Here is a 23630-nt window from a genome sequence, read left to right as displayed (position 1 = left end):
CATGCGCATGCGCCCCACTCTGAGCTGGACCCCCACCGCGGGGCTGCCCCCGGCCACCACCGACCTGGAACCCGTCGTCGAAGCGCTCGGCCGGGGCGGGGTGCTGGTGCTGAGCGGGGCCGGCATCTCGACGGAGTCCGGCATCCCCGACTACCGGGGCGAGGGCGGGAGCCTGAGCCGGCACACGCCGATGACGTACCAGGACTTCACGTCGGGTGCCCAGGCCCGGCGGCGGTACTGGGCGCGCAGCCACCTCGGCTGGAAGACGTTCCGGCGGGCCCTGCCGAACGCCGGTCACCGGGCGGTCGCCGCGTTCGGGCGCGGTGGCGCGCTCGCCGGGGTGATCACCCAGAACGTGGACGGCCTGCACCAGGCCGCCGGCAGCGAGGACGTGGTCGAGCTCCACGGGGGCCTGGACCGGGTCGTGTGTCTGAACTGCGGCACGCTCGTGGCTCGGCGCGAGGTCGCCCGGCGCCTTGAGGAGGCGAACCCAGGCTTCCGGCCGGTGGCGGCCGGCGTCAATCCGGACGGGGACGCCGATCTCACCGACGAGCAGGTCGGGGACTTCCGGGTGGTGCCGTGCGAGGTCTGCGGCGGCGTCCTCAAGCCGGACGTGGTGTTCTTCGGCGAGTCGGTGCCCCCGGCGCGGGTCGAGCACTGCCGCGAGCTGGTCCGTACGGCGGCCTCACTGCTCGTCCTGGGGTCCTCGCTGACGGTGATGTCCGGGCTGCGGTTCGTCCGGCAGGCGGCGCAGGACGGGAAGCCGGTGCTCATCGTCAACCGCGAGCCGACGCGGGGCGACGGCCAGGCCGTCACGCGGATCGGGCTCCCGCTCGGGGCGGCTCTGGGCACGGTGGCGGACCGGCTGGGGCTGCGGGTCGAGGAGTAGCGGGCGGCGTCCCGTCAGGGGACCAGCTGCTCCCGTACCCACGCCGGGTCCGGGTTGGTGTGGGGACGCCCCGCCACGAAGACGGTGGGCACGGTCTCGTTGCCGTCGTTGACCGCCCGCACCGCGGCGGCGGCCTCGGGATCGCGCCAGATGTTTACCCAGTGCATCCGGCGGGCGTGCCGGCGCAGCCGGAAGCGCAGCCGAAGACAGTAGGTGCAGCCCGGGCGCCAGAAGACGACCGGACGGCCGTCGGCCGCGCCTCGGCGCCGGGCCTCCGCCGCGCTGACCGACCTGGGGAAGACCAGGGGCGAGTTCAGGCCGGCGAGCAGCGCGAAGGCCACCAGGAGCACGACGCCCTGCCGGGTGCTCCCCCGGACGATCGACCCGGCCCCGGCGACTGCTCCGACGGCGAGGAAGACGATCGGCAGCGACCAGGCACGCATCATGGCGCACCAGGGTACCGACGCGCCGGTACGGCCCGGAACCCGGCCCGCCACCACCTGCGCGGGCGCCCGCGCAGGTCCTCCTCCTCGGGGCCCGGCAACGGCGGGTCCGCATAGGTCCGGGCGGTGAGCTGCACGGCCAGGCCGACGCGGCCGGGGTGCACGCAGACCGGGGTGCGCGCGTCCGCGGTGTACCGGAAGCCGTCCGCCGCGTCGAACGGCCAGTCGCGGCTGGGCCGGTCCGCGACGAGGAAGCCGGTGCGCGGCAGCCGCAGCGCCGGGCAGAACCAGCAGCACGGGTAGTCCGACTCCGGGTCGATGAAGGGTGCCTCGGCGTCGTCGTCCATAGCTCCAGGAAGGTAGCGCACGGCGCGCCGGCGCCGCTCAGCCGGCGGTGGGCCGCCAGCCGTCCGGCCAGGGCACGGCGCGGGCCGCGGCCCCCGGGACACCGAGGCCGGCCCGAGCGCGGTCGACGTAACGGTCCCGCGCCTGCCGGAACTCCAGGTACGCCTGGTCCCAGTCCTGCTCGGCCGCCGTCCCGACGCCCCGGGCCAGGGACTCCAGCCGCCACAGGCAGTGGTCCACGGACTTGGACGCGGTGTTCGCCTCCGTGTCGCCGAGCAGGCCGAGCGTCTCCGAGAGCGCGGAGCGCCGCGACTCCAGCTGCCCCACCTCGGCCAGCACCTCGGGCGTCGCCTCCACGGGGATGGGACCGGTCGTGAGTCCCCGGCCGGCGGCGAGCATCTGGTAGCGCGCGGCCAGCTCCTTGACCGCGTGAGCGTAGTCGGCGTAGGCGGTGAGACGGCGTTCGTCCCACCGGACGGCCTGCTGCCTGCGCCATTTCGTACGCTCGTTGGCGCTGGTCACGAGCAACGAGGTGACGGCGCCCAGGGCGACGCCCGCGAGCGGCAGTATCTGTGCGGTCAGACTCACGAAGGCCCCCCGGTCGGTCCTGTGCACGGCGGAAAGACCATAGCGTCCCGCCGTAGGGGGCTGCGCGGCGCCGGTCGCCGTACGGGCGGATAATTCCCTGCGCTCTGCGGCCGCTTGCGGCAACACTGTGCCGATGGACGCACCTTCCTTCCCCACTGCCCAGCAGCGTGCCCTCGCCCATGTCGCGGAGCTCGCGTCGGGTCCGGCGGTGGACCCCGCCCTGCGCGTGACCCTCAACTTCCACCCGGACCGGCTGCTGGACGGCAGGCCCCTGCTGGAGGCGATGGCCGCGACCGGTGTCTACGCGTCACAGTTCGTGACCGGCACGAGCAACGGCGGCCTGACGGCCCGTCCCGGCGGTGACCGGTGGCGCTGGGAAAGCAGGATCTTCGGTGGTGCGTACGACGACGCACCGGCCGGGGAGCGGCCGGTGTACGGGGCGTTGAACTTCCGCCGGTACGCGGTCGGCGGGGCGCCCAGGTTCGGCTCCGCGCACTTCCGGCTGGGTGTCGGGGCGCTGGAGCGTACGACCTTCTGCTATCCGGACAGCTTCCTCGAACCCACGGACTTCGGGGTCGCCACACGCATGGGCCTGGTCCCTCTCGCGCTGGCCGACGAGCAGGATGTGCTCGACGACTACATCGAGGCGCAGGTGCACGGGCCGGTCCGGCCGGACCGCCATGTGGAGGCGCTGGTCCTGGACCCCTGCTACCGGGGCACCGATGTGGAGGCGGCCGCCGGGCGGCTGGGCTGTCCGGTGGAGTGGCACCCCGGGTTCCGCCTCACGGTGGACGAGCTGCGCCGGCATCCCGGCTATCGGGGGCAGGAGTACGTCGATCTGGGCGAGGCCGTCGCCGTGGACGGTGTCCTCGATCCCCGCGTGATCGGGACCGCGGTGCGCGCGGGGCGCTTCGACCCGCAAGCGGCCAAGAAGGTGTGGCACTGCCTGGCACGCTTCGGTTACCCGTACGGGGACCGGAGCACGGCGGTCGCCGGTTCGTCGGCGGAGCCCGTGCCGGCCGGGAAGGACGGATGACCGGGGGGCCTGCCGTGCGGGGCTGGGTGTCCACATCCGCAGGGCGGCCGCCCCGGCCATGGGGCACGTGTGCCCCGTAGCGGGGCCGTCAACGGCGGTACGGGAATTCTTCTTCGGCCGAAAACGGTTGGAATGGTTCGCGTGTGACGGGGAATCCGATGGTCGTCGTGAGCGACGCCCCTGCCCCGGCCGCCCCATCGGCTCGGGAGGGTCAGTTCAGTTGAGGAGGAGTTGGCTGTGCTGCTTCCCACGCCCGCGGACCTGCGTGCCGCGCTGTCCCGTTATGCCGACGCGGTGATCGAGGACGAGCGCCGTTCGACCCCGGAGACCGTCCGGCAGCGGGAGGACACCGCGTACACCCTGTGCATCATGACGGGCGTCAGTGACGTGCGCGAGGCCCTGAGTACCGCGGACGCCCTGCTGAGCCGCGGCGCCCCCGCCCCGGAGGCCGACCGGGCCGACCACTCGGGGGCCGTCCCCGTCTGACGTGCGTCCGGCACGTGGAACCGGCCGCCGGTGCCCCTGGAGATCCGGGGCGCCGGCGGCCGGCGTGTGCGGCCCCGGGCGCGGGGTACCCGGGATTCCTCCCGCCGCACACGGGGCCGACGTGGCCGCCCGCGGCCGACCCGATGGAGGACGCGGTACCGGATGACGTTGGTGCACGGCATATACGCGGCTGCGGGGATCGGCATCCTGATGGCCGCGGTCCTTCCCCCGCTCGTCCGTCGGCGTCCCTTCTCGATGCCCATGGTGTTCCTCGTGGCGGGTGCGGCGATCGCCCTGCCGCCCCTCGGCGTGCCCGTCGTGGATCCCGTACGGGACCGGGTGTGGGTCGAGCATGTGACGGAAGTCTGCGTGATCGTCTCGCTGATGGGGGCCGGGCTCGCCATCGACCGGCCCTTCGGATGGCGTGCCTGGGCGGGGGCCTGGCGCTTCCTGGGACTCGCCCTGCCGTTGACCGTCGGGGGCGTGGCGCTGCTCGGGGCGTGGCTCATGGACTGGCCGCCGGCGGTGGCCCTGCTGCTGGCCGCGGCGCTGGCGCCGACCGACCCGGTGCTGGCGGCCGAGGTGCGGGTGGGTGAGCCGACGAGCGGCGACGACGAGGAGGACGAGGAGGAGGTGCGGTTCACGCTGACCTCGGAGGCCGGTCTCAACGACGGGCTCGCCATGCCGTTCGTGCTGGCCGCCGTGGCGCTGGCGGCGGCTGCGGGCGACGGCTGGTCGGCGGGGTGGATCGGCCACTGGCTGCTGGCGGACGTGCTGGTGCGGGCGGCGGTCGGACTGGTCGCGGGGGTGGCCGTGGGGCGGCTGCTCGGCCGGCTGTTCTTCCGCTCCCGGCACGTCCGCCTCTCGCAGCAGATGGAGGGCTTCACCGCACTGGGGGCCACGTTCACCGCGTACGGGCTGACCGAGCTGGTCCACGGGTACGGATTCCTCGCGGTGTTCGTCACGGCGTGCACCATCCGGGGCGCCGAACGGAGCCACGGCTACCACCAGGTGCTGCACGGCTTCAGCGAACAGATCGAACGCCTGCTGACCGCCGTGCTCCTGTTCCTGCTGGGCGGCTACCTGGTCGCCGACGGCCTGGCGGACCTCCCGTGGCAGGGGGCGCTCCTCGGCCTCGCCCTCGTCCTGGTGATCCGCCCGGCCGCCGGCGCCGCCGCGCAGCTGGGCTTCCCGGCCGGGGCGCGCGAACGGGCGGTCACGGCCCTGTTCGGCATCCGGGGCATCGGCTCGCTGTTCTACCTGGCGTACGCGCTCGGCGAGGGGCCCTTCACGCGGTACGCGGACGAGCTGTGGGCGGTCACGGCCTTCACGGTCCTGGTCTCCGTACTCCTGCACGGCGCGACGGCGACCCCGGTGATCCGGCGCCTGGACCGGCGGCGGGAGCGCGTCTCCTAGGGTGCGCGGCCCGGCCGGACGGTCTTCACCATCTCGGCCGGGTTGACGGGTTCCACCAGCTCCGCCCTCGCGGCGGCCACGAGGTGCGCGGGCAGGGCTCGCCGTCCAGCAGGGTGCGCGCGTAGCCGGCGGCGTCCGAGGGCGGCAGGCCGGGCAGCTTCCGGCGGAGCAGCCGAACCGCGTGCAGCCGTCCGTGCTCGGCGGCGGTCGCCCGTGCGGCGTCGTGGAGGTCGTCCACCGCGGTCCGGACGGGCAGTCCCCGGATGCGGCCGTGGGAGTCGTCCATCCATGCTCCGGACACCGCCGCGACGGCCAGGCGGGCCGAAACGGCCAGGGCGGGGTTGGGGGAGGCATGCCCATGGCATCCGCTGACGCTGGAGGCCAGGACGTGTCTCCTGGAGCTGCTGCGGGGGTTGGCGGGCGTCCACGCTGACGATGACATGGGCCAGGATCGCCCGGCCCGGGCCCACCAGCCAGACGGCCGGTTCCGGGACGTCGCAACCGGCGCCCCGGTCCGGCGCGGCGGCACCCGGAGTGCCGCGCCGGGCCGTTCGTGCAGCCCTGCCGGAGCCGGCGCCCGGGCTCCGGCGGGGCTTCTCAGGCCGTGTCCAGCATCGCCGGGCCCCAGGGGGCCGCGCCCGAGCCCTCCGCCCAGGCCGTGAGCGCGGTGCCGTCCACGCAGCGGATGCCGCACGCCTCGGCGTACTCCAGGGCGGGCGCGGTGAATTCGCTGGTCGTCACCACGGCGGCGAGCTGCGCGCCGTGGACCGTCCAGCAGGTGCCGCCGAAGCGCTGGAGGTCCTGGGAGCCCACCTTGTGCTCGGGGCCGTACTGCTTGCACTGCACGACGACGCGGCGGCCGTCCGGGGCCGTGGCCAGGACGTCGGCGCCCAGGTCACCGGCGCCGCCCACCACTTCGACGTCCTGGCAGCCGTCCCGCTCGCACAGCGCCGCCACGGCGGCCTCGAAGCCGTCCGGGTCGAGGGCGGCGAAGTCGGGGGCGGGGGGCGGGAGTACGGCGGTGAGCCCGTCGTGGGCGTCGGTGGGGGCGGCCGGGGCCCGCGGGGCGGGAGCCGGTTCGGGGGCGGCCTCTTCCCCGGCCGGCGGGGTCATGCCCGCACGGGCCGCCCGGCGCAGCTCGCGGGCGCGGGGCATGGCCCGGAACAGGACGTAGAGCACGGGCAGGGCGAGCAGCGCCAGCAGCACGGCGGTGACCGGGTGGGCACCGGCCCAGTGCGCGAAGCGGACGAAGAGCAGGGCCGCGGCGCCGATCACCGCGCCGGCGAGGGCGAGGGTGAGCAGGGGGCTCCGCAGGGCGCGCGTGGCGCGGGGGCGGGGTGTCACGCCTCTCGTTCTGCGTATCGGCACCGGCGTCTCCTTCGGCGGGTCGCGTATGTCGTCGCCCGCCGTGTGCCCCGAACGACTCCGTCCATGATCGGCGAGCGGTGTCCGCGCTCAGGCGGCCCGGTGTGCTGTCGGTGTTGGTGGTGGGTGCGGAGGCGTGGCCGCCGGAGTTGGTGGCTAGGTGGGCGCCGGGTCGTCACATGGTCAATGCGTATGGTCCGACCGAGGTATCCGGATCGCCGATCCCGGGTCGCCGCCCCGGCCGCCCCGGACCAGCGGGCCGGCGGGCCGCACCGTCACCGCCGCCATCGCGTTGCCCGCTCGTCGCGCCCGCGCAGGCAGCGGGCGTCGGCGGCCGGCGGCCGGCGGCCCAGCGGCCCCGCGCCCCGCGCCCCGCGCCCCGCGCCCCGCGCCCCGCGCCCATCATCCGCCCCGACGCCTCTGTGAACCGCGAGCCCGGGAACGCCGAGCGAGGCACGGCCGCCGCGTCGTCGGCCCGGCCGGGGCCGGCGGCCTCGACCGCCGGTCCCGGAGCGGTGCCGGCCCGGTCGGGGCGCGGCGCACCGGCGTCCACGGCTCGCCCGGCACCTCCCGGACCAGCACCTCCCGCGGCGACTCGACGGCCGCCCTGCCCGCCGGCGGCGCCCCGTGCGCAGGGGCGGGACAGGTCGTCGGCCGGCCGCCGAGCGAACTCTTCGACGCGGCGGGCGTCCGGCGCGGTCGTCAGCCGGACCGGGCCCGGTCCGTCGTACGGCCCCTGCGAGGGCTCCCGAGCCTCGCCGCGTACGTCAGTCGCCGGGCACGCCCGCACGCGTGGCGGGCAGTTCGCCGCAGTCGTACGCGTAGAGCCAGCTCGTGGCCTTCTCGTAGAAGAGGCGGATGCCGACCGGCATCATCAGGTCCCGCGCCCAACGGCCGAGCGGGCCCGCCGTCTTGGAGTCGCGGTTGCCCGCCGCCGCCCTGGCCATCCGGGCGAGCCGGCCCGAGCGCGCCGCGTCGTAGGCCGAGAGGGCGGCCGGGACGGAGCTTTCCGTGCCGAGCGCACGCGCGAGGACGAGGGCGTCCTCCAGTGCCATCGAGGCGCCCTGGCCGGCGCCCACGGGGTGGTCGGCGTCCCCGAGCAGCACGATGCGGTCGTCGTGCCGGACCGTCACCGCGTCCAGGGTGTGCGTCAGGGTGGGGCGGTGCAGTGCGGTGGTGGCGGCGAGGACCGCGGACGGCACCCGTTCGTGCCGGTGGAGACCGGCGAGGTGGGTGAGCCACGCGCCTTCGGCGCGGTCGAGGTCCGGCTCCCCGGGGCTCGCGACCTGGGCCGACCACCAGACCCTGCCGTCGGGGGCCGCGAGGTGGAGGAAGGCGCCGTTGCGGGCGAAGGTCATGTGGAAGACGCCGGGTTCGACGGACACGCCTTCGGAGACACCGGAAATGCTGTACAGACCGGCGTAGGCGGGCACGGGGGCGTGCGGGTCGAGCAGGGTGCGGGTCACCGAGTGGATGCCGTCCGCACCGATGAGCAGCGACGCCTCGGCCGTGCGGCCGCTCGCGAAGACCGCGCGTACACCGGTCTCCGTCGCGACGGCGTCCACCAGGCGTTCACCGGTGACGATGCGCGCCCCGGCGGCCAGCGCCTCGGCGCGGAGCGTCTCGACGAGGGCGCCGCGCATCAGCGTCACGCTGTGCAGGTCGTCGCCGCCGAGCCGTCCCCGCGGTACGTCCCCGAGCAGCTTGCCGGACCCGGCCCACATGCGCTGACGCGGTACCTCGACACCCGCGCGCCGCACCTGTTCCAGGACGCCGAGGGCGCGCAGCACCCGCAGCCCGTTGGAGGCGAGGCTCAGGAACGAACCGACCCGGCCCGCCGGTTCGGCGTACGCCTCGTAGACCGCGACCTCCACACCGAGCCGTCGCAACGCGATGGCGCTCGCCGCTCCGGCCACTCCCCCGCCGACCACGATGACGTTCACATCAGCTCCCTGAATCCATATTCACTGAATCTTAATTCATCGAACTCGGGTTCACTATGATGGGCACCCGACCGCACGTCAAGCGCGACAAGGAGCCCGTCCGATGGGCGTTCGCAAGGAGAAGGCCGCCGAGACCGAGGCGGCACTGAAGGGGGCGGCGCGCCGGCTGTTCGCCGAGCGCGGCTACCTCGATACGAAGATCACCGACATCACGCGGGAGGCCGGGCGCGCCACCGGCTCCTTCTACGCGCATTTCGCGGACAAGGAAGCCCTGCTCAAGGCGTTGGTGGGGGACCTGAACGCCCAACTGCACGCGGAGATGGGCGCGCGGGAGCACCCGGCCGACCACGACCTCACCGACCCGGCTCAGCTGCGTGCGCATCTGGCGGTCACCTGGGGAGTCGTCCGCGACCATCTGCCGGTGATCGTGGCGATGATGCAGACCACCTTCGCGGGACCTCCGAGCCAGGGCCGCGCCTGGGCGGCCCTGGCCGGGGACACGGGGGTCTTCCGCGAGCATCTGGTCTGGCTGCGCGACCGGGGGCACCGGCTCCCGGGCGACCCGGCCGTGGTGGCCGCCGCCATGGGGGCGATGGTCTCGCAGCTCGCGTTCGCGGTGACGACGGCGGGGGCCGGGCGGCCGGAGGTCTCCGACGACGAGATCATCGACACGCTGACCCGGCTGCTGCTGCACGGACTGGCCGGACCCGCGTCCGCGACGCCGGGTCCGGCCTGAGGGACGCGCCCGGGGCGTTACGAGGTCTGGGACAGGGGCTTGGCGATGTCCTCCAGGGAGCGCTGCTCCGCGTCGACCGCGAGGAAGGCGGCGACCAGTCCCGCCGCGCACATCAGGGCCGCGCCGATGGAGAACGCGAGGGCGGTGTCGCCGGGGACACCCGACTCGGTGAGGTCGGCGAAGATCAGGGGGCCGCTGATCCCGCCGGCCGCGGTGCCGATCGCGTAGAAGAAGGCGATGGCCATCGCCCTGGTCTCCATGGGGAAGACCTCGGAGACCGTGAGGTACGCGCTGCTCGCGCCGGCCGACGCGAAGAACAGCACCACGCACCAGCACGCGGTGAGGGTGTTGGCGGTGAGCGAGCCCCGGTCGAAGAGCCAGGCCGTGATGAAGAGCAGGATGCCCGGCAGGATGTACGTGGTGGCGATCATGACGCGCCGTCCGATGGTGTCGAACAGCTTGCCCAGCACGAGCGGGCCGATGAAGTTGCCCGCCGCGATCACCGCGAAGTAGTAGCCGGTGTGCCCGCTCTCCACGTCGTAGAAGGTCGTGAGGATGGCGCCGAACCCGAAGGTGATCGCGTTGTAGAGGAACGCCTGCCCGATGAAGAGGGACAGGCCCAGTACCGCGCGCTTGGGGTAGCTGTGGAAGACGGTCTTGGCGATGAGCCCGAAGCCGATGCTCTTGCGCTGGTGGATCGTGATCTCCCCGGCCGGCGGGGGCAGCTTCTCGTGCTTCTCCTCCTCGACCTCCCGTTCGACGGCGTCGACCAGTTCGTCGGCCTGCTCGCCGTGGCCGTGGATGAACTGCCACCGCGGACTCTCCGGGACGTGCCGGCGCACGAGGAGGATCACCAGGCCCAGGACGACGCCGAGCGCGAAGGTGAGGCGCCAGCCGAGGTCCTTGGGGAAGATGTCGGTGTCCAGCATGACGATCGACAGGAGTGCGCCGCCGACCGCGCCCAGCCAGTAGCTGCCGTTGATGATGAGGTCGACCCGGCCCCGGTACTTCGAGGGGATGAGCTCGTCGATGGCCGAGTTGATCGCCGCGTACTCGCCGCCGATGCCGAAGCCGGTGAGGAAGCGGAAGAGGAAGAACCACCAGGCGCTGAAGGAGAGAGCGGTCATGGCGGTCGCGGCGAGGTAGACCGCGAGCGTCACCATGAACAGCTTCTTGCGGCCGTAGCGGTCGGTGAGCCAGCCGAAGAACAGCGCACCCGTGCAGGCACCGGCCACGTAGAGGGCCGCGGCGAGCCCGGTGACCTGGGCGGACGTGATGTCCAGACCGGAGCCGTCCTCCGAGAGGCGGCTCGCGATGTTGCCGACCGTCGTGACTTCGAGGCCGTCCAGGATCCACACCGTGCCGAGACCGATGACGATCATCCAGTGCCAGCGCGACCACGGCAGCCGGTCGAGTCTGGCCGGGACGGCGGTGGTGACGGTGCCCACGCCGGAGTCGCCGGGCGCCGCCGCCTCGTCGCGCCGGTCGCGCCCCCGGTCCCCTCCCCCACGTGGGCGATGTTCCCTGTCTCCGGGTCCCTCCGATGCGGCGGGGGTCGTCACGGCAGCTACCTCCTCGTCCGGGCGGGCGCGTCCTGCGGGGTCGCAGAGCATCCAATATCCGCCAGTTGCCCCGGCGCCGCCGCCGCACACGCGGCGACTGAGCCACATGGGTGGCGCGGGCCGCTGACGGTGTGTCGGGGGACGGCTCACCCGTTCGGAGCAGGCGCGGGAATAGCGCGGGCCGGGCGCTGTTGTCCCCGGCATGACTTCCGACAAGCATGAGACGTTCGGCCGGGTCGGCATCTGGAGCGGTGCGCTGCACGCGTCGCGGGTGGACGCCGACGGGAAGAAGGCGATCGCCGAGGCGGTGGCCGAGATCGAGGCACTGGGGTACGGGACGCTGTGGCTCGGCGGCAGTCCCTCGCCCGACGACGCCGCCGCGGTCGTCGACGCCACCCGGACCATCACCGTCGCGACCGGCATCCTGAGCATCTGGGGCCACACCGCCGAGGAGGTGGCCGCCCGGATCGCCGCGATCGACGCGGGCGCCCGGGAACGCTTCGTCCTCGGCCTGGGTGTCAGCCACGACGCGCTGGTCCCCCAGTACGCGAAGCCCTACAGCGCGATGGTGGAGTACCTCGACGCCCTGGACGCCGCGGACCCCTGTGTGGGCCCCCGGCACCGGGTCCTTGCCGCGCTCGGCCCGAAGATGCTGAAGCTGGCGTCCGACCGGGCGCTGGGCGCGCACCCCTACCTCGTCTCCGCCGCGCACACGGCGGAGGCACGGCAGGCCCTCGGCCCGGACGCGCTGCTGGCGCCCGAGCTGTCCGTCGTGCTCGACACCGATCTCGACCGGGCCCGCGACACGGCGCGCGGAATGCTGGCGATGTACCTCAAGCTGCCGAACTACACCTCGAACCTGCTGCGCCTCGGTTTCACGGAGGGCGACTTCGACGGCGGCGGCAGCGCCCGCCTGCTGGACACCCTCTTCGCGCTGGGCGACGCAGAGCGGGTGAAGGCGCGGACCCGCGAGTACGTGGAGGCGGGCGCGGACCACGTGGCGCTCCAGGTGGTGACCGCGGACGGGGGCAGGACGGGGCTGCCGCTGGCCGAGTACCGCGAGCTGGCCGAGGCGTTCGGCGACGAGCTGTAGAACCTCTTCAAAGCCCCGGTCTGCGGCTGCGCGGGCCGGGGCTCTTGCATGGGCGGAGCCGCCCCCGTACATTGGTGAACATGTTCGGTGAACACGTTCACTCAACCCGTGCGGAGCAGAAGCGGCGGACCACCGCCCGCGTCGTGCGGGCCGCCGCCCGGCTCTTCCGCGAGCAGGGCTTCCAGAGCACGACGGTGCGTCAGATCGCGGCGGAGGCCGGGGTCTCGGTGGGCGCGGTCATGGCGGCCGGGGACAAGGAGTCGCTGCTGGGCCTGGTGTACGACCAGGCCATCGCCGACCGCATTCCCGCCCCGCCCGAACCGGCGGAGGCCGGATCGGCACCGCCCGCCGTCGACTACCTGGCGCACTACTTCGACCCGTTCCTGGCCCTGTTCACCGAGAACGACGACCTCGCCCGCGCGTACTTCCGGACCCTGGCCCGGGGCAGGCCGGACAACGCCGCCCTGGGCACGCTCCGCGCCCTCTCCGAGGACAACCTGACGGCCGCGATGGTGAACGACGGGATGGACGAGGCGCGCGCCCGGCTCGGCGCGCAGGTGATGTTCGCCGGCTACCTGGGGGAACTGATGCTGCTCGCCGCCGGAACGACCGAACCGCAGCAGACGGCGGCGAGGCTCAGGACCATCGCCGCCTTCGTCACCGCGCAGGAAGGGAACTGACCCATGTCACTCCTCGAACTCCCCTCTCCGGTATGGCCGGTGGTGGTCTTGCTCGTCATCCAGGCCGGTGACGCGGCGATGATGCTGCGCCCGCCGAGGTTCATCGTGGACTGCCTGGAGGGCGTGCTGCTGCCGCGCGAGTGGTGGTGGGTGCTGATCACCGCCAAGGCCGCCTCGGTCGCGGGTCTCGTCGTCGGCTTCTGGGTGCCCGGGGTGGCCATGACGACGACCGCGGCGATCGTGGTCTACTTCCTCGCGGCGGCCACCGCGCACATCCGCGCCCGGGCGCTGAACACGACGTTCTGGGTGAACTGCCTTGGCATGCTGGCGGTCTCGCTGGCGGTCCTGGTGGGGTGCTTCGTACGGGTGTGACCCGGTCCGCCGCCGCGGTGCGCGCGTACACCGCGGCGGCGGACCCGCCGGTCAGGTCGTGTAGTCGGCGTTGACGCGGACGTAGTCGGCCGTCAAGTCGCAGCCGTAGACGGTCGCTTCGCCCTCACCGACGCCGAGCGAGACGGCGATGTCCACCTCGTCGCGCCGCATGACGTCGACGAGCTCGGCCAGGGTGGCCGCCTCGGGCTCCTCGGGATACACCGCGATGTCGCCGAACTTCACGGTGACCCGCCCCGGGACGATGTCGGTTTCGTCGGTGTTCTTGCCGATGGCCATGAGCACCCGCCCCCAGTTGGGGTCGGCGCCGTGGACGGCGGTCTTGACGAGGGGCGAGTTCACCACGCTCTTGGCGATGCGCTTGGCCTGCGCGCGGTCGCGGGCACCGCCCACGGTGACGCGCAGGAGCTTGGTGGCCCCTTCGCCGTCGCTCGCCAGTTGCAGGGTGAGGTCCAGGCAGAGATCGGCCAGCGCGTCGGCGAACAGCACGGGGTCCACGGGCCCGGCGGCCCCGTTGGCGATGACGGCCACGGTGTCCGAGGTGGAGGTGTCGGTGTCGACGCTCAGACAGTTGAACGTGCGGTCCACGGCCCCGCGCAGCGCGGCGTCCAGGTCGGCCGGTGACACTTCGGCGTCCGTGAACACGTAGGCCAGCATCGTGGCCATGTCGGGCTCCAGCATGCCGACCCCCTTGGCCACGGCCACGATGCGCGCCTGCCCGACGGTGCGGGAGGCGGTCTTGGGGCGGGTGTCGGTGGTCATCATCGCGCGGGCCACGTCCTGGGGCGCGGCCGTGAAGGCGGCGAGGCCCCGCTCGGCGGTTCTGTCGAAGTGCGGGAGGATCGTGGACATCGGCAGGGGGCGGCCGATGACTCCCGTGGAGCCGATGAGCACGTCGCCTTCGGGGATGCCGAGGATTTCGGCCACGCGCCGGACGACCTCGGCCGCATTTTCCTCGCCGCGGCGGCCGGTCGCGACGTTGGCGTTCTGCGCCAGGGTGGTCACGGCGCGGAGGGTGCGCCCCGCGGCGTGTCTGCGGCTCAGCAGCACGGCCGGACCGGCGAAGAGGCTCCGCGTGAAGACGGCGGCGCTGGTGGCCGGCCGGTCCGAGGCGACGATCGAGATGTCGTCCCCGGCATCACGCAATCCACCGTGGCCGGTGTACCCGCGAAAGCCGGTGGGCCAGGCCAGTGGGCCATTCGCTCGCAATGCATGATCATGCGTCATGCGACATATCCTTGCAGTGGAACGAGGCGCGCGTCCACCCCTTTCACAGCCGGGCAACCCCCGCACCGCTTCACGAGTCCCTTCCTGCGAGCCGGAGAATCCGCAGGGGGGGGGCGCTATGGGCACGCGAAGGGCCGTAAAGTGCATCTGGGGGCACCTGCGGGAATTCGTCATGGAGACGGCCGGCGACGTGGTACTCACCTTCGCCGCCTGCATACTGCTCGGCACTCTCGCCTGGGTGGCCCACCTGAGCTGGGCGGTCAACCCCCGCCTGACCGTGGCGGGCACGGCACTCGCCGGCGCCGCCTTCGCCCACGGCGCCTGGGTGACACTTCGCAGCCGCCCGAAGGGCGCCGGGCGACGAGGTGCCGCCGCCGTCACCACGGGGTTCTTCGCGCTCACCTCCGCAGTGACCCTCTTCCTCGCGCTCTACGCGACCGGCTGCACCTGCTAGGGAGCGCCCGCGTTCAACACATGAACGCCGCACGTCCATTGACATGCTCATTGCTTTATCGCTTTTATTGCGCCGGGTCGCGACCCGCCCGGCTTCGGGCGAGCGAGCGGGAGCGACGACCCCCGCACCCCCGCCCCCCTTGTCACAGGCGGAGCGGCGCGCGGCGCGAGATGGGAGCGCTCCCAAACCATCCTCGCGCCGCGCACCGCGCCTCCGAGAGAGGAAACAGCACCATGCGCCACCCTCTCCGCACCGTCCGAAGAGCCGCCAGAACCGTCGCCGTCGCCGCGGCGGCCCTGCTCCTGCCCCTCGCCGGCGCCCACGCGGCATCGGCCGACGAGGCCACCGCGGCCGCCGCCGGCTCCGGCTACTGGCACACCAGCGGACGGCAGATCCTGGACGCGAGCAACCAGCCGGTCCGCATCGCCGGGATCAACTGGTTCGGCTTCGAGACCGCCAACTACGTGCCGCACGGGCTCTGGTCCCGCGACTACAAGAGCATGATCGACCAGATGAAGTCGCTGGGTTACAACACCATCCGGCTGCCCTACAGCGACGACATCTTCACCGGCACCGAACCGGCGAGCATCAACTTCTCCGCCGGGATGAACACCGACCTGGCGGGCCTCGACTCGCTCCAGGTGATGGACCGCATCGTGGACCACGCGGGCGACGTCGGCATGAAGGTCATCCTGGACCGGCACCGCCCCGACTCGGCGGGGCAGTCGGCGCTCTGGTACACCTCGGCCGTCCCCGAGTCCACCTGGCTCGCCAACCTCACGTCGCTGGCCGCCCGGTACGCGGGCAACGACGCGGTGGTCGGCATCGACCTGCACAACGAGCCCCACGACCCCGCCTGCTGGGGCTGCGGTGACACCACGAAGGACTGGCGGCTCGCGGCGCAGCGCGGCGGGGACGCCGTGCTGTCCGTTAACCCGGACCTGCTGATCTTCGTGGAGGGCGTGCAGACCTTCGACGGGGTGTCCGGCTGGTGGGGCGGCAACCTCATGGGCGTCGGGCAGTACCCGGTAGAGCTGAGCGTGCCGCACAAGGTGGTGTACTCGGCGCACGACTACGCCACCAGCGTCGCCCAGCAGCCGTGGTTCACCGACTCCTCGTTCCCGGACAACATGCCCGGCGTCTGGGACAAGTACTGGGGCTACATCTTCAAGCAGAACATCGCCCCGGTGTGGGTCGGCGAGTTCGGCACGACGCTCCAGTCCACCACCGACCAGAAGTGGCTGAAGGCCCTGGCCGACTACCTGCGGCCCACCAGCCAGTACGGGGGCGACAGCTTCTCCTGGACCTTCTGGTCCTGGAACCCGAACTCCGGCGACACCGGGGGCATCCTCAAGGACGACTGGACCACGGTCGACACCGTGAAGGACGGCTACCTCGCGAGCATCAAGGCGCCCGGCTTCGGCAGCGGCGGCGGCGGCGATGACGACACCCAGGCGCCCACCGCCCCGGCGGGCCTCACGGTCACCGGCACCACCGGCACCTCCGTCTCCCTGTCCTGGCAGGCCGCGTCCGACGACACCGGGGTCACCGGCTACGACGTCTACCGGGGCGCCACCAAGGCCGGCACCGCCACCGGCACCACGTTCACCGACACCGGTGTGACGTCCGGCACCTCGTACACGTACACCGTCCGGGCGCGCGACGCGGCGGGGAACACCTCCACGCCCTCCGCGTCCGTCACCGCCACCACCACCGGCTCCGGCGGCGACACCGGCTGCAAGGCGGTCTACACGGTGAACGGGGACTGGGGCAGCGGCTTCGGGGTGGACGTCACCGTGACCAACACGGGCAAGTCGGCGGCCACCTCGTGGAAGCTGACCTGGACCTACGGCGGCAACCAGAAGATCACCAACATGTGGAACGCCGCCTACACCCAGACCGGCGCCGCCGTCACCGTCACCAGCACCGGCTACAACGGAGCGCTCGCGGCCGGGGCGCACACCAGCTTCGGCTTCCAGGGCACACCGGCCGCCGGAGCCGTGCCGACCGTGAGCTGCACGCTCTCCTGACCGTCCCGTCCGCACCACCCGCTCCGGAAGGCAGCGGTGCAGCCCGCCCCTCGTGGCGGGCTGCACCGCATTCGGGACACCGCTTTCGAACGTGGACGCGACCGCCGAAATATCCGTCGAAACACCTCGGCTAGCATGATCCCACCCCGGCGACCGCCCTCATCGCCCGCACACCATGCCATGTGGCATGAAAAGCGACCTATTTGACCAAAACCCAGGACATCGGCCAGAGAATTGATATCTACAGCATCGCGGGTGTTTTCGCGTATAAACCGCCGAATACCCTTCGCCGCATGGCGTCGGCCACGAGCGATCCTATGGACTGCGGCGGCGGTGGTGACACTCGCGTTCCTCGTCGCGCTGGAAATCGCCGCGCGCCACTACGGCCTGCCGGGGCCGGTCACCACTCAGGTCCAAGAAGTCGTGATCGCCCCCAAATCGGGCTTCCTGCTGTACGCCAGCATGGGCCTGATGATGGTGGTCCTCACCTGGCGTCAGCGGTTCATCGCGGTCGGTGTGGCCGCGGGCATCGACATCGTCATCGCCTTGATCAGGTGGGTGGCCGACGCCCCGGTCAAGGAGGGCCACCCCTTCGGGAACGGCGCGCTGTGGGTGATCGTGGGTGTCACGGTCATCGCCCTCACCCGCCGCACCGGCCAGGAGCGCGTACTGCTCCTGAAGGGTGTCGGTCTGGGTCTGCTGCTGGTGGCCGGGCGGAAGACCGGTGACACCTGGCTGGTCATCACGTCGAAGACCCGCCCCGAGGTGCTCGACCAGTACATGGCCAACGCCGACCACGCGCTCGGCAACCCGTCCTGGGTGGTGGGGCGGCTCATCGAGGCGACCGGCTCGGCCGGCGCCCACTTCCTCGACGCCGTCTACACACAGCTCGCGGTCGCCGCGGTGTGCGTGGCGCTGTACCAGCTGCGCAATGTGGCCACGGAGCGCCGCTTCCCCGGCCACCACCTGGTGCGCACCTTCCTGGTGATCGGCCTGCTCGGCCCGGCCATCTACATTATCTTCCCGGTGGTCGGCCCGATCTTCGCGTTCGGCTCGGACGGCGGCCACTGGGCCGTGGGCGACATGTGGCCGGACACCGCCGTGCCGATCGGCACCCCGCACCACATGCCGTTCGACGAGATCACCCCGCGCAACTGCATGCCCAGCCTGCACACCGCCTGGGCCACCGCGATCTTCATCCACTCCCGCAAGGGCCCGAAGTTCCTCCAGTACGCTGGCGCCTTCTGGCTCGTCGCCACGCTCGCCGCGACCCTGGGCTTCGGCTACCACTACGGCGCTGACCTCGTCGCCGGTGTGGTGTTCACGCTGACGATCGAGACGGGCATGCGCGCGCTGGAACGCGGCTGGGACCGGCCGGCCGTCGGCCTGGTCGCCTACGGCACCGTGGTCTTCGCCGCGCTCCTGTTGTCGTACCGCTATCTGTCGCTGGAGATGGCCCACCACCCGTGGCTGTTCGGACCGCTGCTCATCCTGGCCATGGGTTCGGTGATCTGCGGGTACGTACGGACCGTCCGGCGCTGGGAGCCGAAGGCGGCGGCCGTTCCGAAGCTGGAGCCGCAGCCCGAGATGGCCTGAGCCGCCGTCCACGTCCTGGGTAACGTGTGACCACGCAGCACCCCGCCGGTTCGCGAACCGGCGGGGTGCTGCCGTCAGAGACCCGAGATTCCGGCAAGGAGCGACCCGCAGTGCACGCATTCGACCGGTTCACCGACGCGCTGGACTATCCGATGTACGTCGTCACCGCCGAGGCGGACGGCGAGCGGGCCGGCTGCCTGGTCGGCTTCGGCTCGCAGTGCTCGATGCGGCCGCCCCGGTTCATGGTGTGGCTCTCGGAGCTGAACCGGACCTGCCGGGTCGCCGCCCGCGCCGACCGGCTCGCGGTCCACCTGCTCCGCCGCGACCAGGACGCCCTGGCCCGGCTCTTCGGCGGTGAGTCCGGCGACCGTACGGACAAGTTCGCCCGGGTCGCCTGGCACCCAGGGCCGGGCGGGGTGCCGGTGCTGGACGAGGCGCCCGCGTGGTTCGTGGGCCGCGTCCTGCGGCGCGTCGACGGCGGGGACCACGTCGGGCATCTGCTCGCCCCGGAAGAGGTGTGCCACCCGGCGGACGGGGGTTTCCCGTTCCTGTCGATCACCGGGGCCATCGACATTCCGCCGGGCCACCCCGTGGAGTGAGCGCCTGAGCCGTCAGAAGTCGCCCCGCGCGGTCCGCTCGGCCAGCTTCTGGAACTCGCCGAGGTCGTAATTGGCGAGCACCGAGTCCAGGTTGGTGAGGGCGCCCAGATACTCCACAAAACCCTGCGGGTCGTACTCGATCTGGAGGGCCACCCGGCTCGACTCGTCGTCCAGCCGGTGGAAGGTGACGACCCCGGCGTGCTGCACGCCTTCGATGGTCCTCCAGGCGATCCGGTTCTCCGGGATCACCTCGGTGAGTTCGGCGACGAACTCCTTGTCGGCACCGGGGAGGGAGAGCTGCCAGGCGAACCGGCGCGCGTCCAGCGGGTCGACACGACGGACGTGGCTCAGAAAGGCGGGCCAGCGGGCGACATCGCTCCACAGGGCCCAGCTCACGGCGACCGGGGCCTTGATGTCGACGGTTTCGACGATCGAGGAAGACATGGGAACTCCTAGCCGTAGATGGATGTGCGTAGATGGATGTGAGTAGCGCCGCCGGCCCGTCCTAAGAGCGTGTGGCCAGCGTGAAGGGGTGTCCGGCAGGGTCGGAGTAGAGGCGGGCGTCGCGCGCGCCACCGTTGTTCTTCGTGTCCAGGGGACGTGCGCCGAGGCCGACCGCTTCCCGTTCCGCCTCGTCCATGTCCTCGCGGGCGACCAGCAGGCGCAGGTGGGCCTGTTGCGAGTCGTCGGGCCTCGGCCAGCTCGGCGGTGCGTAGCCGTGGTCCATGCGGATGGCGAGGTGGATTCCGGCCGCGCCCACCACCTCGATGACATCGAGGTCGTCACCGGGACGGACCTCGGCCCCCAGCAGGGCGGCGTAGAAGTCCGCCAACTCCTGCGGTTCGGCGCAGTCCAGCACCAGCAGACCCGTCTTGGGCACCGCCATGACCGTCCTCCTGTTCAGGTTCCTCGTTCCTGCGGACGCAGCTCCGCGTACCCGCACCGGCTCCGGTCACACCCGGTCACCGGTGGTTCCGCCGGCGACGCCGACGGCAGGCCTGCCGGGCGGATTACGGGGCAGACGGCGGTGCACCGGAAGGCGCGAAGCCTTCCCCACCGCCGAACAGGGGGGACTCATGTCTGCCACCCAGCCCGAGAGACCCGTCCGGCCGGCGGGGTCCCGCTCCCCCGCCGGTCCGGGCCGCTCCCCCGCCCTGACGACCGGCCTGCGCACGGCCGTTCCGCGCCTCGCCGCGCTCACCCTGGGGCAGGCGGCGCTGATGGTGGGGCTCGGGCTCCTGATCACCGGTCCCGCGCGGACGGTCTGGCCGCTGAGCGTCGAGGACGACGTCAACGAGGGGTTCGAGCGGCTGCGGACCGGGCCCCTGACCGATATGTCATTCGTCGCGTCGGAGGCCGGCAACACCCTCACGATCATCGTGATCACCGTCCTGGTCTGCCTGGGCCTGGTGGTTCTCCCCCGGCTCCCGAGTTGGCGCCAGGCCGTGTTCCTGGCCGTCGGCGTCTCGCTCCAGTCCCTGGTGTTCCTGGTCATCACCGTGTGCGTGGACCGTGACCGGCCCGATGTGGACCGGCTCGACGCGTCACCGCCGACGGCGAGCTACACCTCCGGGCACACCGGGGCCGCGACGGCCCTCTACGCGGGCCTGGCCGTGCTGGCCCTCCTTCCCGGCGGGCGCGGCCGACGTCACAAGGCGCTCGCCGGGCTGCTGCTGCTCGTCCCCCTGCTGGTGGGGCTCGCCAGGCTCTACCGGGGGATGCACCACCCCACCGACGTGCTCGGCGGCATGCTGAACGGAGCCCTGTCCCTCCTGGTGGCGGGCCGGACCCTGCTGGCCGAGGGCACGAGCCCGGCCCCGGTCCCGAAGAACGCGATGGAGATCGCCCAGGAGACGGCCGCCGAGCATGCCCGGCAGGTCGCCGGCCGCACGGTGGTCGTGGTCAACCCGACGGTGACCGACGAGCTGCTGCGCGAGACGCTGCGGCTCGTCCTGGAGCAGCACGGGCGCCACGCCGCGGAGTTCGTCGACACCACCGCCGACGACCCGGGCGGCGGCCAGGCCGCGGCGGCGGTGCGCGCGGGCGCGTCGCTGGTCGTGGTGTGCGGGGGCGACGGAACGATCCGGGCGGCTGCCGACCGGCTGGCCGGGACGGGGGTCCCGATGGCCGTGGTCCCGTGCGGTACGGGCAATCTGCTCGCCCGGAACCTGGGCCTGCCGGTGTCGCCCGTCGATGCGCTGGCCGCGGCGCTGTCGGGCAGCGAGCGCCGGATCGACCTCGGCCGGATCGAGGGCGACGGCCTGCCCGCCACCCACTTCACCGCGATGTCCGGGGCGGGCCTGGACGCCGCCATGCTGGAGAACACCGGCAGCGCGGCGAAGGCCGCGATCGGCTGGCCCGCGTACGTGGTCGCCGGGCTGCGCAGTCTGCGGGCGCCGCGCATGTCGGTGTCCGTCCGGCTGGACGACGGGCCGGTGCTGCGCCGCACGGCGCGGATGGTGCTGCTCGCCAACATCGGCGACGTACAGGGCGGGGCCACCCTGGTCCCGGCCGCCGAGCCCGACGACGGGGTCCTGGACCTGGCGGTGTTCGACCCGCACGGCCCGGGCGGCTGGCTGCGCGCCGTCGGGGCGGTGCTGCGCGGGCGCCCGAAGCCGGGCGGCCGTGCCGACGCGACCGTGGCGTACTTCACCTTCCGCCGCGCCGAACTCCGGTTCGCCTCCCCGCAGTCGAGGGAGCTGGACGGCGACCCGGTGGGCAGGGGCCGCCGGCTCGTGGCCGAGGTGCGTCCGGGGGCGCTCAGGGTCCTGCTGCCGTCGGGGGGTGAGTGATGGGCACCGCGACCCGGGTCCCGCAGACCCGTGACATGTCGGGCGACGAGCTGACCGCCGACGAGGCGCTGGCCTCGCTGCGCCGCTACGGCCGCTGGCCGCTGGTCCGTGACTCGTTCATACGTTTCCGCTACGCGGACGGGTTCAGCCACTCGCGGGCGCTGGCCCTCCAGACGGTGCTCGCGGTCATACCGCTGGTGATCGCATTCGTCGGGCTCTCGGCCTCGCTGCACACCGAGAACATCGGCCGGCTCGCCGAGCTGACGATCCATCGGATCGCGGCGGGACCGAGCGCCGATGTGGTGGACGACGCGCTCGACCGCAGCCGCCGGCGGGCCGGTGAGGGGGCTCAGCTCACGCTCTGGTTCGGTCTGCTGTTCTCGCTGGTCAACGTGACGACCGCGATGTGCCAGATAGAGCGCGGGGCCAATCGCATCTACGGGGTCGAGCGCGACCGCCCCTTCCACCGGAAGTACTTCCGGGGCCTGGTGATGTCGCTGACGGCCGGAATCCCGCTGGGGCTCGGGTTCATCCTGATGGTCGTCGGCGGCGACCTCGTCACGGCCGCCGCGACGGTCTACCACCTCAGCGACACGGCGCGCACCACCTGGGACCTGCTGCGCTGGCCGTGCGGGCTGCTCCTCGCACTGCTGTCGGCGAGCGCGATCTTCCGCCGCTCGCCGCGCCGCAACCAGCCCGGCTACACCTGGCTGGCGTTCGGCGCGGCCCTGTACCTGGTGCTGTGGACGGCGCTGACGTATCTGCTGAGCCAGTACCTCTCCCTCAGCGGCTCCTTCGACACGGTCTACGGCCCGCTGAGCGCCTTCATGTCGCTGCTGCTGTGGGCCTATCTGACCTCCATCGCCCTGTTCCTCGGGCTGTCCTTCGCGGCGCAGCTGGAGGCTGTCCGCGCCCGCCGGCCCGGTCCGATACAAGCCGATCCGGGAGCATGAATGGTTGTACGAGCCACCACCCGCCTGCTGCGGGAGCACCGGCGCCGGGCGGCGGACCGCGCGTTCGGCGTGCGCCTGCTCGGGGCCGCCGCCGTGGCGGCGGTGTCCGCGGTGCCGTTCGCGCTGGTGCTGGTCCTCGTGGAGGGGCACTGGCGGCCGTTGCGGGCGGTGGACTCGGGCGCGGCCGGCCGGCTGCACCGCACGGCGCTCGACCACCCGGCCTGGACGAGCGCGCTGCGGTTCCTGTCGGACTGGGTCTGGGACCCGCTGACGCTGCGCTGCGCGGTCGCGGTCCTGACCGGCTGGCTGCTGTACCGGCGGGCCTGGCGGCTGGCGGCCTGGTCCGCCGTCACGGCGGTGGCCGGGGGGCTGACGGGCCTCCTGGTCAAGGTGGTGGTCGAGCGGGCCAGGCCCTCGCTGGAGGACCCGGTGGCACGGGCGCCGGGCTTCTCGTTCCCGTCGGGGCACGCGATGACCGCCACGACGACGTTCGCCGTGCTGCTGCTGGTCCTGCTGCCGCTGGTGCCCCGGCGGGGCCGGGCGGTGTGCTGGGCGGTGGCGGTGCTGTCGGTGCTCGGTGTCGGCTTCACCCGGGTCGCGCTGGGTGTCCACTGGTTCAGCGATGTGGTCGGCGGCTGGTTGCTCGGGCTGGCCGTGGTGGCGTGGACCGCCTGGGCCTTCGAGGCGTGGCGCGCCGAATCCGGTCTGGGGCGGAGCGAGATGACGGAGGGCCTGGAGCCCGAGCTGACGGACGCCTCCCCGGAACGGTGAGGGCGGGGCGCCATGGTGTCCGCCTCCCGGACCGCCGGGCGCGCGCCGGGGTTTCAGCGGAGTGAAACTTCTCACCCGGTTGGCGGTGTCACCCCAGCTCGAAGGATTCTTCACTGGACTGGACCACAGAGACCGCCCCAAAGCCCTTTACGACGCAGTGGTGTTCATGCGTCACTCGTGGCGTGCCCTCGTCAAGAAAGCGGTTCCCCCGCACTCCGTGACAGGCCATCCCCCCG

The 23630-nt window shown here is 72.8% G+C and carries 25 protein-coding genes; 15 read left to right on the top strand and 10 right to left on the bottom strand.

The features are described 5' to 3' along the window. Position 1 precedes the first annotated feature (1 nt). Positions 2-889 carry an NAD-dependent protein deacetylase gene (locus FKN01_RS05850; RefSeq protein ID WP_143617101.1) on the top strand — a complete coding sequence of 296 codons (888 nt, stop codon included), beginning with the start codon at positions 2-4 and terminating at the stop codon, positions 887-889. Between the two features lie 14 nt (positions 890-903). On the opposite strand, the gene FKN01_RS05845 is transcribed toward FKN01_RS05850, so the two are convergent. The 3 genes from FKN01_RS05845 to FKN01_RS05835 are packed head-to-tail and all read right to left on the bottom strand — an operon-like array spanning position 904 to position 2265. Beyond that, entirely contained in the window at positions 904-1335 is a 432-nt protein-coding gene (locus FKN01_RS05845) for a glutaredoxin domain-containing protein (RefSeq protein WP_143617099.1), read from the bottom strand. Then, positions 1332-1679 (bottom strand): hypothetical protein, encoded by a 348-nt coding sequence (locus FKN01_RS05840; protein WP_143617097.1) that lies wholly within the window; start codon positions 1677-1679, stop codon positions 1332-1334. Before FKN01_RS05840 ends, FKN01_RS05845 begins: the two co-directional genes overlap by 4 nt. 37 nt (positions 1680-1716) lie before the next feature. Next, entirely contained in the window at positions 1717-2265 is a 549-nt protein-coding gene (locus tag FKN01_RS05835) for a hypothetical protein (protein ID WP_143617094.1), read from the bottom strand. Between the two features lie 133 nt (positions 2266-2398). Between FKN01_RS05835 and FKN01_RS05830 the strand changes: the two genes are divergently transcribed. The 3 genes from FKN01_RS05830 (at position 2399) to FKN01_RS05820 (ending at position 5203) form a co-directional block, all read left to right on the top strand. Next, positions 2399-3301 (top strand): DUF3626 domain-containing protein, encoded by a 903-nt coding sequence (locus tag FKN01_RS05830; protein WP_185992758.1) that lies wholly within the window; start codon positions 2399-2401, stop codon positions 3299-3301. 237 nt (positions 3302-3538) lie between these two features. Further along, the gene (locus FKN01_RS05825; protein WP_143617092.1) at positions 3539-3787 is read left to right on the top strand and encodes a DUF5133 domain-containing protein; all 249 of its coding nucleotides are present in this window, start codon (positions 3539-3541) and stop codon (positions 3785-3787) included. Positions 3788-3949: 162 nt separating this feature from the next. After that, positions 3950-5203, top strand: a complete 1254-nt coding sequence (locus FKN01_RS05820) for a sodium:proton antiporter (protein WP_143617090.1) — start codon at positions 3950-3952, stop codon at positions 5201-5203. Between the two features lie 25 nt (positions 5204-5228). On the opposite strand, the gene FKN01_RS05815 is transcribed toward FKN01_RS05820, so the two are convergent. From FKN01_RS05815 to FKN01_RS05805, 3 genes are all read right to left on the bottom strand, one after another. Next, positions 5229-5489, bottom strand: a complete 261-nt coding sequence (locus FKN01_RS05815) for a hypothetical protein (RefSeq protein WP_260696786.1) — start codon at positions 5487-5489, stop codon at positions 5229-5231. 311 nt (positions 5490-5800) lie between these two features. Further along, entirely contained in the window at positions 5801-6571 is a 771-nt protein-coding gene (locus FKN01_RS05810; protein WP_185992757.1) for a restriction endonuclease, read from the bottom strand. 764 nt (positions 6572-7335) lie between these two features. Then, on the bottom strand, positions 7336-8511 hold the full coding sequence (locus FKN01_RS05805) for an FAD-dependent monooxygenase (protein ID WP_143617088.1): 1176 nt from the start codon (positions 8509-8511) through the stop codon (positions 7336-7338). A gap of 103 nt (positions 8512-8614) precedes the next feature. Here FKN01_RS05805 and FKN01_RS05800 point away from each other — a divergent pair, with 103 nt between their 5' ends. Further along, complete coding sequence (locus FKN01_RS05800) at positions 8615-9247, top strand: TetR/AcrR family transcriptional regulator (RefSeq protein WP_143617086.1); 633 nt, start codon at positions 8615-8617, stop codon at positions 9245-9247. A 17-nt stretch (positions 9248-9264) separates the two neighbouring features. Here the strand turns inward: FKN01_RS05800 and FKN01_RS05795 are convergent, their stop codons facing one another. After that, a complete protein-coding gene (locus tag FKN01_RS05795; RefSeq protein WP_260696785.1) occupies positions 9265-10809 on the bottom strand; it encodes an MFS transporter in 1545 nt (514 codons plus the stop codon). 202 nt (positions 10810-11011) lie between these two features. On the opposite strand from FKN01_RS05795, the gene FKN01_RS05790 reads away from it, so the two are divergent. The 3 genes from FKN01_RS05790 (at position 11012) to FKN01_RS05780 (ending at position 12954) form a co-directional block, all read left to right on the top strand. Further along, positions 11012-11902, top strand: a complete 891-nt coding sequence (locus FKN01_RS05790) for an LLM class F420-dependent oxidoreductase (protein ID WP_143617084.1) — start codon at positions 11012-11014, stop codon at positions 11900-11902. Positions 11903-11982: 80 nt separating this feature from the next. Beyond that, the gene (locus FKN01_RS05785; RefSeq protein WP_143617082.1) at positions 11983-12582 is read left to right on the top strand and encodes a TetR/AcrR family transcriptional regulator; all 600 of its coding nucleotides are present in this window, start codon (positions 11983-11985) and stop codon (positions 12580-12582) included. 3 nt (positions 12583-12585) lie between these two features. Beyond that, positions 12586-12954 (top strand): DoxX family protein, encoded by a 369-nt coding sequence (locus tag FKN01_RS05780; RefSeq protein WP_143617080.1) that lies wholly within the window; start codon positions 12586-12588, stop codon positions 12952-12954. A 51-nt stretch (positions 12955-13005) separates the two neighbouring features. Here FKN01_RS05780 and argJ read toward each other — a convergent pair whose 3' ends face one another. Then, a complete protein-coding gene (argJ, locus tag FKN01_RS05775; RefSeq protein WP_143617078.1) occupies positions 13006-14199 on the bottom strand; it encodes a bifunctional glutamate N-acetyltransferase/amino-acid acetyltransferase ArgJ in 1194 nt (397 codons plus the stop codon). A 172-nt stretch (positions 14200-14371) separates the two neighbouring features. Between argJ and FKN01_RS05770 the strand changes: the two genes are divergently transcribed. The 4 genes from FKN01_RS05770 (at position 14372) to FKN01_RS05755 (ending at position 18878) form a co-directional block, all read left to right on the top strand. Beyond that, on the top strand, positions 14372-14653 hold the full coding sequence (locus tag FKN01_RS05770; RefSeq protein WP_260696784.1) for a hypothetical protein: 282 nt from the start codon (positions 14372-14374) through the stop codon (positions 14651-14653). A gap of 233 nt (positions 14654-14886) precedes the next feature. Then, positions 14887-16683, top strand: a complete 1797-nt coding sequence (locus FKN01_RS05765) for a cellulase family glycosylhydrolase (protein ID WP_143617073.1) — start codon at positions 14887-14889, stop codon at positions 16681-16683. A 279-nt stretch (positions 16684-16962) separates the two neighbouring features. Then, complete coding sequence (locus tag FKN01_RS05760; protein WP_398931225.1) at positions 16963-18279, top strand: phosphatase PAP2 family protein; 1317 nt, start codon at positions 16963-16965, stop codon at positions 18277-18279. A gap of 110 nt (positions 18280-18389) precedes the next feature. Then, complete coding sequence (locus FKN01_RS05755; protein WP_143617069.1) at positions 18390-18878, top strand: flavin reductase family protein; 489 nt, start codon at positions 18390-18392, stop codon at positions 18876-18878. A 12-nt stretch (positions 18879-18890) separates the two neighbouring features. Here the strand turns inward: FKN01_RS05755 and FKN01_RS05750 are convergent, their stop codons facing one another. Together FKN01_RS05750 and FKN01_RS05745 are read right to left on the bottom strand one after the other, a co-directional pair. After that, on the bottom strand, positions 18891-19322 hold the full coding sequence (locus FKN01_RS05750; protein ID WP_143617067.1) for an SRPBCC family protein: 432 nt from the start codon (positions 19320-19322) through the stop codon (positions 18891-18893). A gap of 61 nt (positions 19323-19383) precedes the next feature. Beyond that, a complete protein-coding gene (locus FKN01_RS05745) occupies positions 19384-19764 on the bottom strand; it encodes a VOC family protein (RefSeq protein ID WP_143617065.1) in 381 nt (126 codons plus the stop codon). 190 nt (positions 19765-19954) lie between these two features. On the opposite strand from FKN01_RS05745, the gene FKN01_RS05740 reads away from it, so the two are divergent. From FKN01_RS05740 to FKN01_RS05730, 3 genes are read left to right on the top strand one after another with little or no spacing between them, the layout of a single operon-like run. Continuing rightward, complete coding sequence (locus FKN01_RS05740; RefSeq protein ID WP_143617063.1) at positions 19955-21670, top strand: diacylglycerol kinase family protein; 1716 nt, start codon at positions 19955-19957, stop codon at positions 21668-21670. After that, entirely contained in the window at positions 21670-22623 is a 954-nt protein-coding gene (locus FKN01_RS05735) for a YihY/virulence factor BrkB family protein (RefSeq protein WP_143617061.1), read from the top strand. Before FKN01_RS05740 ends, FKN01_RS05735 begins: the two co-directional genes overlap by 1 nt. Next, positions 22624-23394, top strand: coding sequence for a phosphatase PAP2 family protein (locus tag FKN01_RS05730; protein WP_143617059.1), 771 nt, complete (start codon positions 22624-22626; stop codon positions 23392-23394). Positions 23395-23630 lie beyond the last annotated feature (236 nt).

The sequence above is a fragment of the Streptomyces sp. 130 genome, assembly GCF_007096885.1.
Lineage (GTDB): Bacteria > Actinomycetota > Actinomycetes > Streptomycetales > Streptomycetaceae > Streptomyces.
Note: the sequence above shows the minus strand (reverse complement) of the source record. Positions and strands in the feature narration are given on the sequence as shown.

Coding starts and splice junctions, on each gene's coding strand:
- FKN01_RS05850 (WP_143617101.1), top strand. CDS start 2: ATGCGCATGCGCCCCACTCTGAGCTGGACCCCCACCGCGGGGCTGCCC.
- FKN01_RS05845 (WP_143617099.1), bottom strand. CDS start 1,335: ATGATGCGTGCCTGGTCGCTGCCGATCGTCTTCCTCGCCGTCGGAGCA.
- FKN01_RS05840 (WP_143617097.1), bottom strand. CDS start 1,679: ATGGACGACGACGCCGAGGCACCCTTCATCGACCCGGAGTCGGACTAC.
- FKN01_RS05830 (WP_185992758.1), top strand. CDS start 2,399: ATGGACGCACCTTCCTTCCCCACTGCCCAGCAGCGTGCCCTCGCCCAT.
- FKN01_RS05820 (WP_143617090.1), top strand. CDS start 3,950: ATGACGTTGGTGCACGGCATATACGCGGCTGCGGGGATCGGCATCCTG.
- FKN01_RS05815 (WP_260696786.1), bottom strand. CDS start 5,489: ATGGACGACTCCCACGGCCGCATCCGGGGACTGCCCGTCCGGACCGCG.
- FKN01_RS05800 (WP_143617086.1), top strand. CDS start 8,615: ATGGGCGTTCGCAAGGAGAAGGCCGCCGAGACCGAGGCGGCACTGAAG.
- FKN01_RS05790 (WP_143617084.1), top strand. CDS start 11,012: ATGACTTCCGACAAGCATGAGACGTTCGGCCGGGTCGGCATCTGGAGC.
- FKN01_RS05785 (WP_143617082.1), top strand. CDS start 11,983: ATGTTCGGTGAACACGTTCACTCAACCCGTGCGGAGCAGAAGCGGCGG.
- FKN01_RS05780 (WP_143617080.1), top strand. CDS start 12,586: ATGTCACTCCTCGAACTCCCCTCTCCGGTATGGCCGGTGGTGGTCTTG.
- argJ (WP_143617078.1), bottom strand. CDS start 14,199: ATGACGCATGATCATGCATTGCGAGCGAATGGCCCACTGGCCTGGCCC.
- FKN01_RS05770 (WP_260696784.1), top strand. CDS start 14,372: ATGGAGACGGCCGGCGACGTGGTACTCACCTTCGCCGCCTGCATACTG.
- FKN01_RS05765 (WP_143617073.1), top strand. CDS start 14,887: ATGCGCCACCCTCTCCGCACCGTCCGAAGAGCCGCCAGAACCGTCGCC.
- FKN01_RS05750 (WP_143617067.1), bottom strand. CDS start 19,322: ATGTCTTCCTCGATCGTCGAAACCGTCGACATCAAGGCCCCGGTCGCC.
- FKN01_RS05745 (WP_143617065.1), bottom strand. CDS start 19,764: ATGGCGGTGCCCAAGACGGGTCTGCTGGTGCTGGACTGCGCCGAACCG.
- FKN01_RS05740 (WP_143617063.1), top strand. CDS start 19,955: ATGTCTGCCACCCAGCCCGAGAGACCCGTCCGGCCGGCGGGGTCCCGC.
- FKN01_RS05735 (WP_143617061.1), top strand. CDS start 21,670: ATGGGCACCGCGACCCGGGTCCCGCAGACCCGTGACATGTCGGGCGAC.
- FKN01_RS05730 (WP_143617059.1), top strand. CDS start 22,624: ATGGTTGTACGAGCCACCACCCGCCTGCTGCGGGAGCACCGGCGCCGG.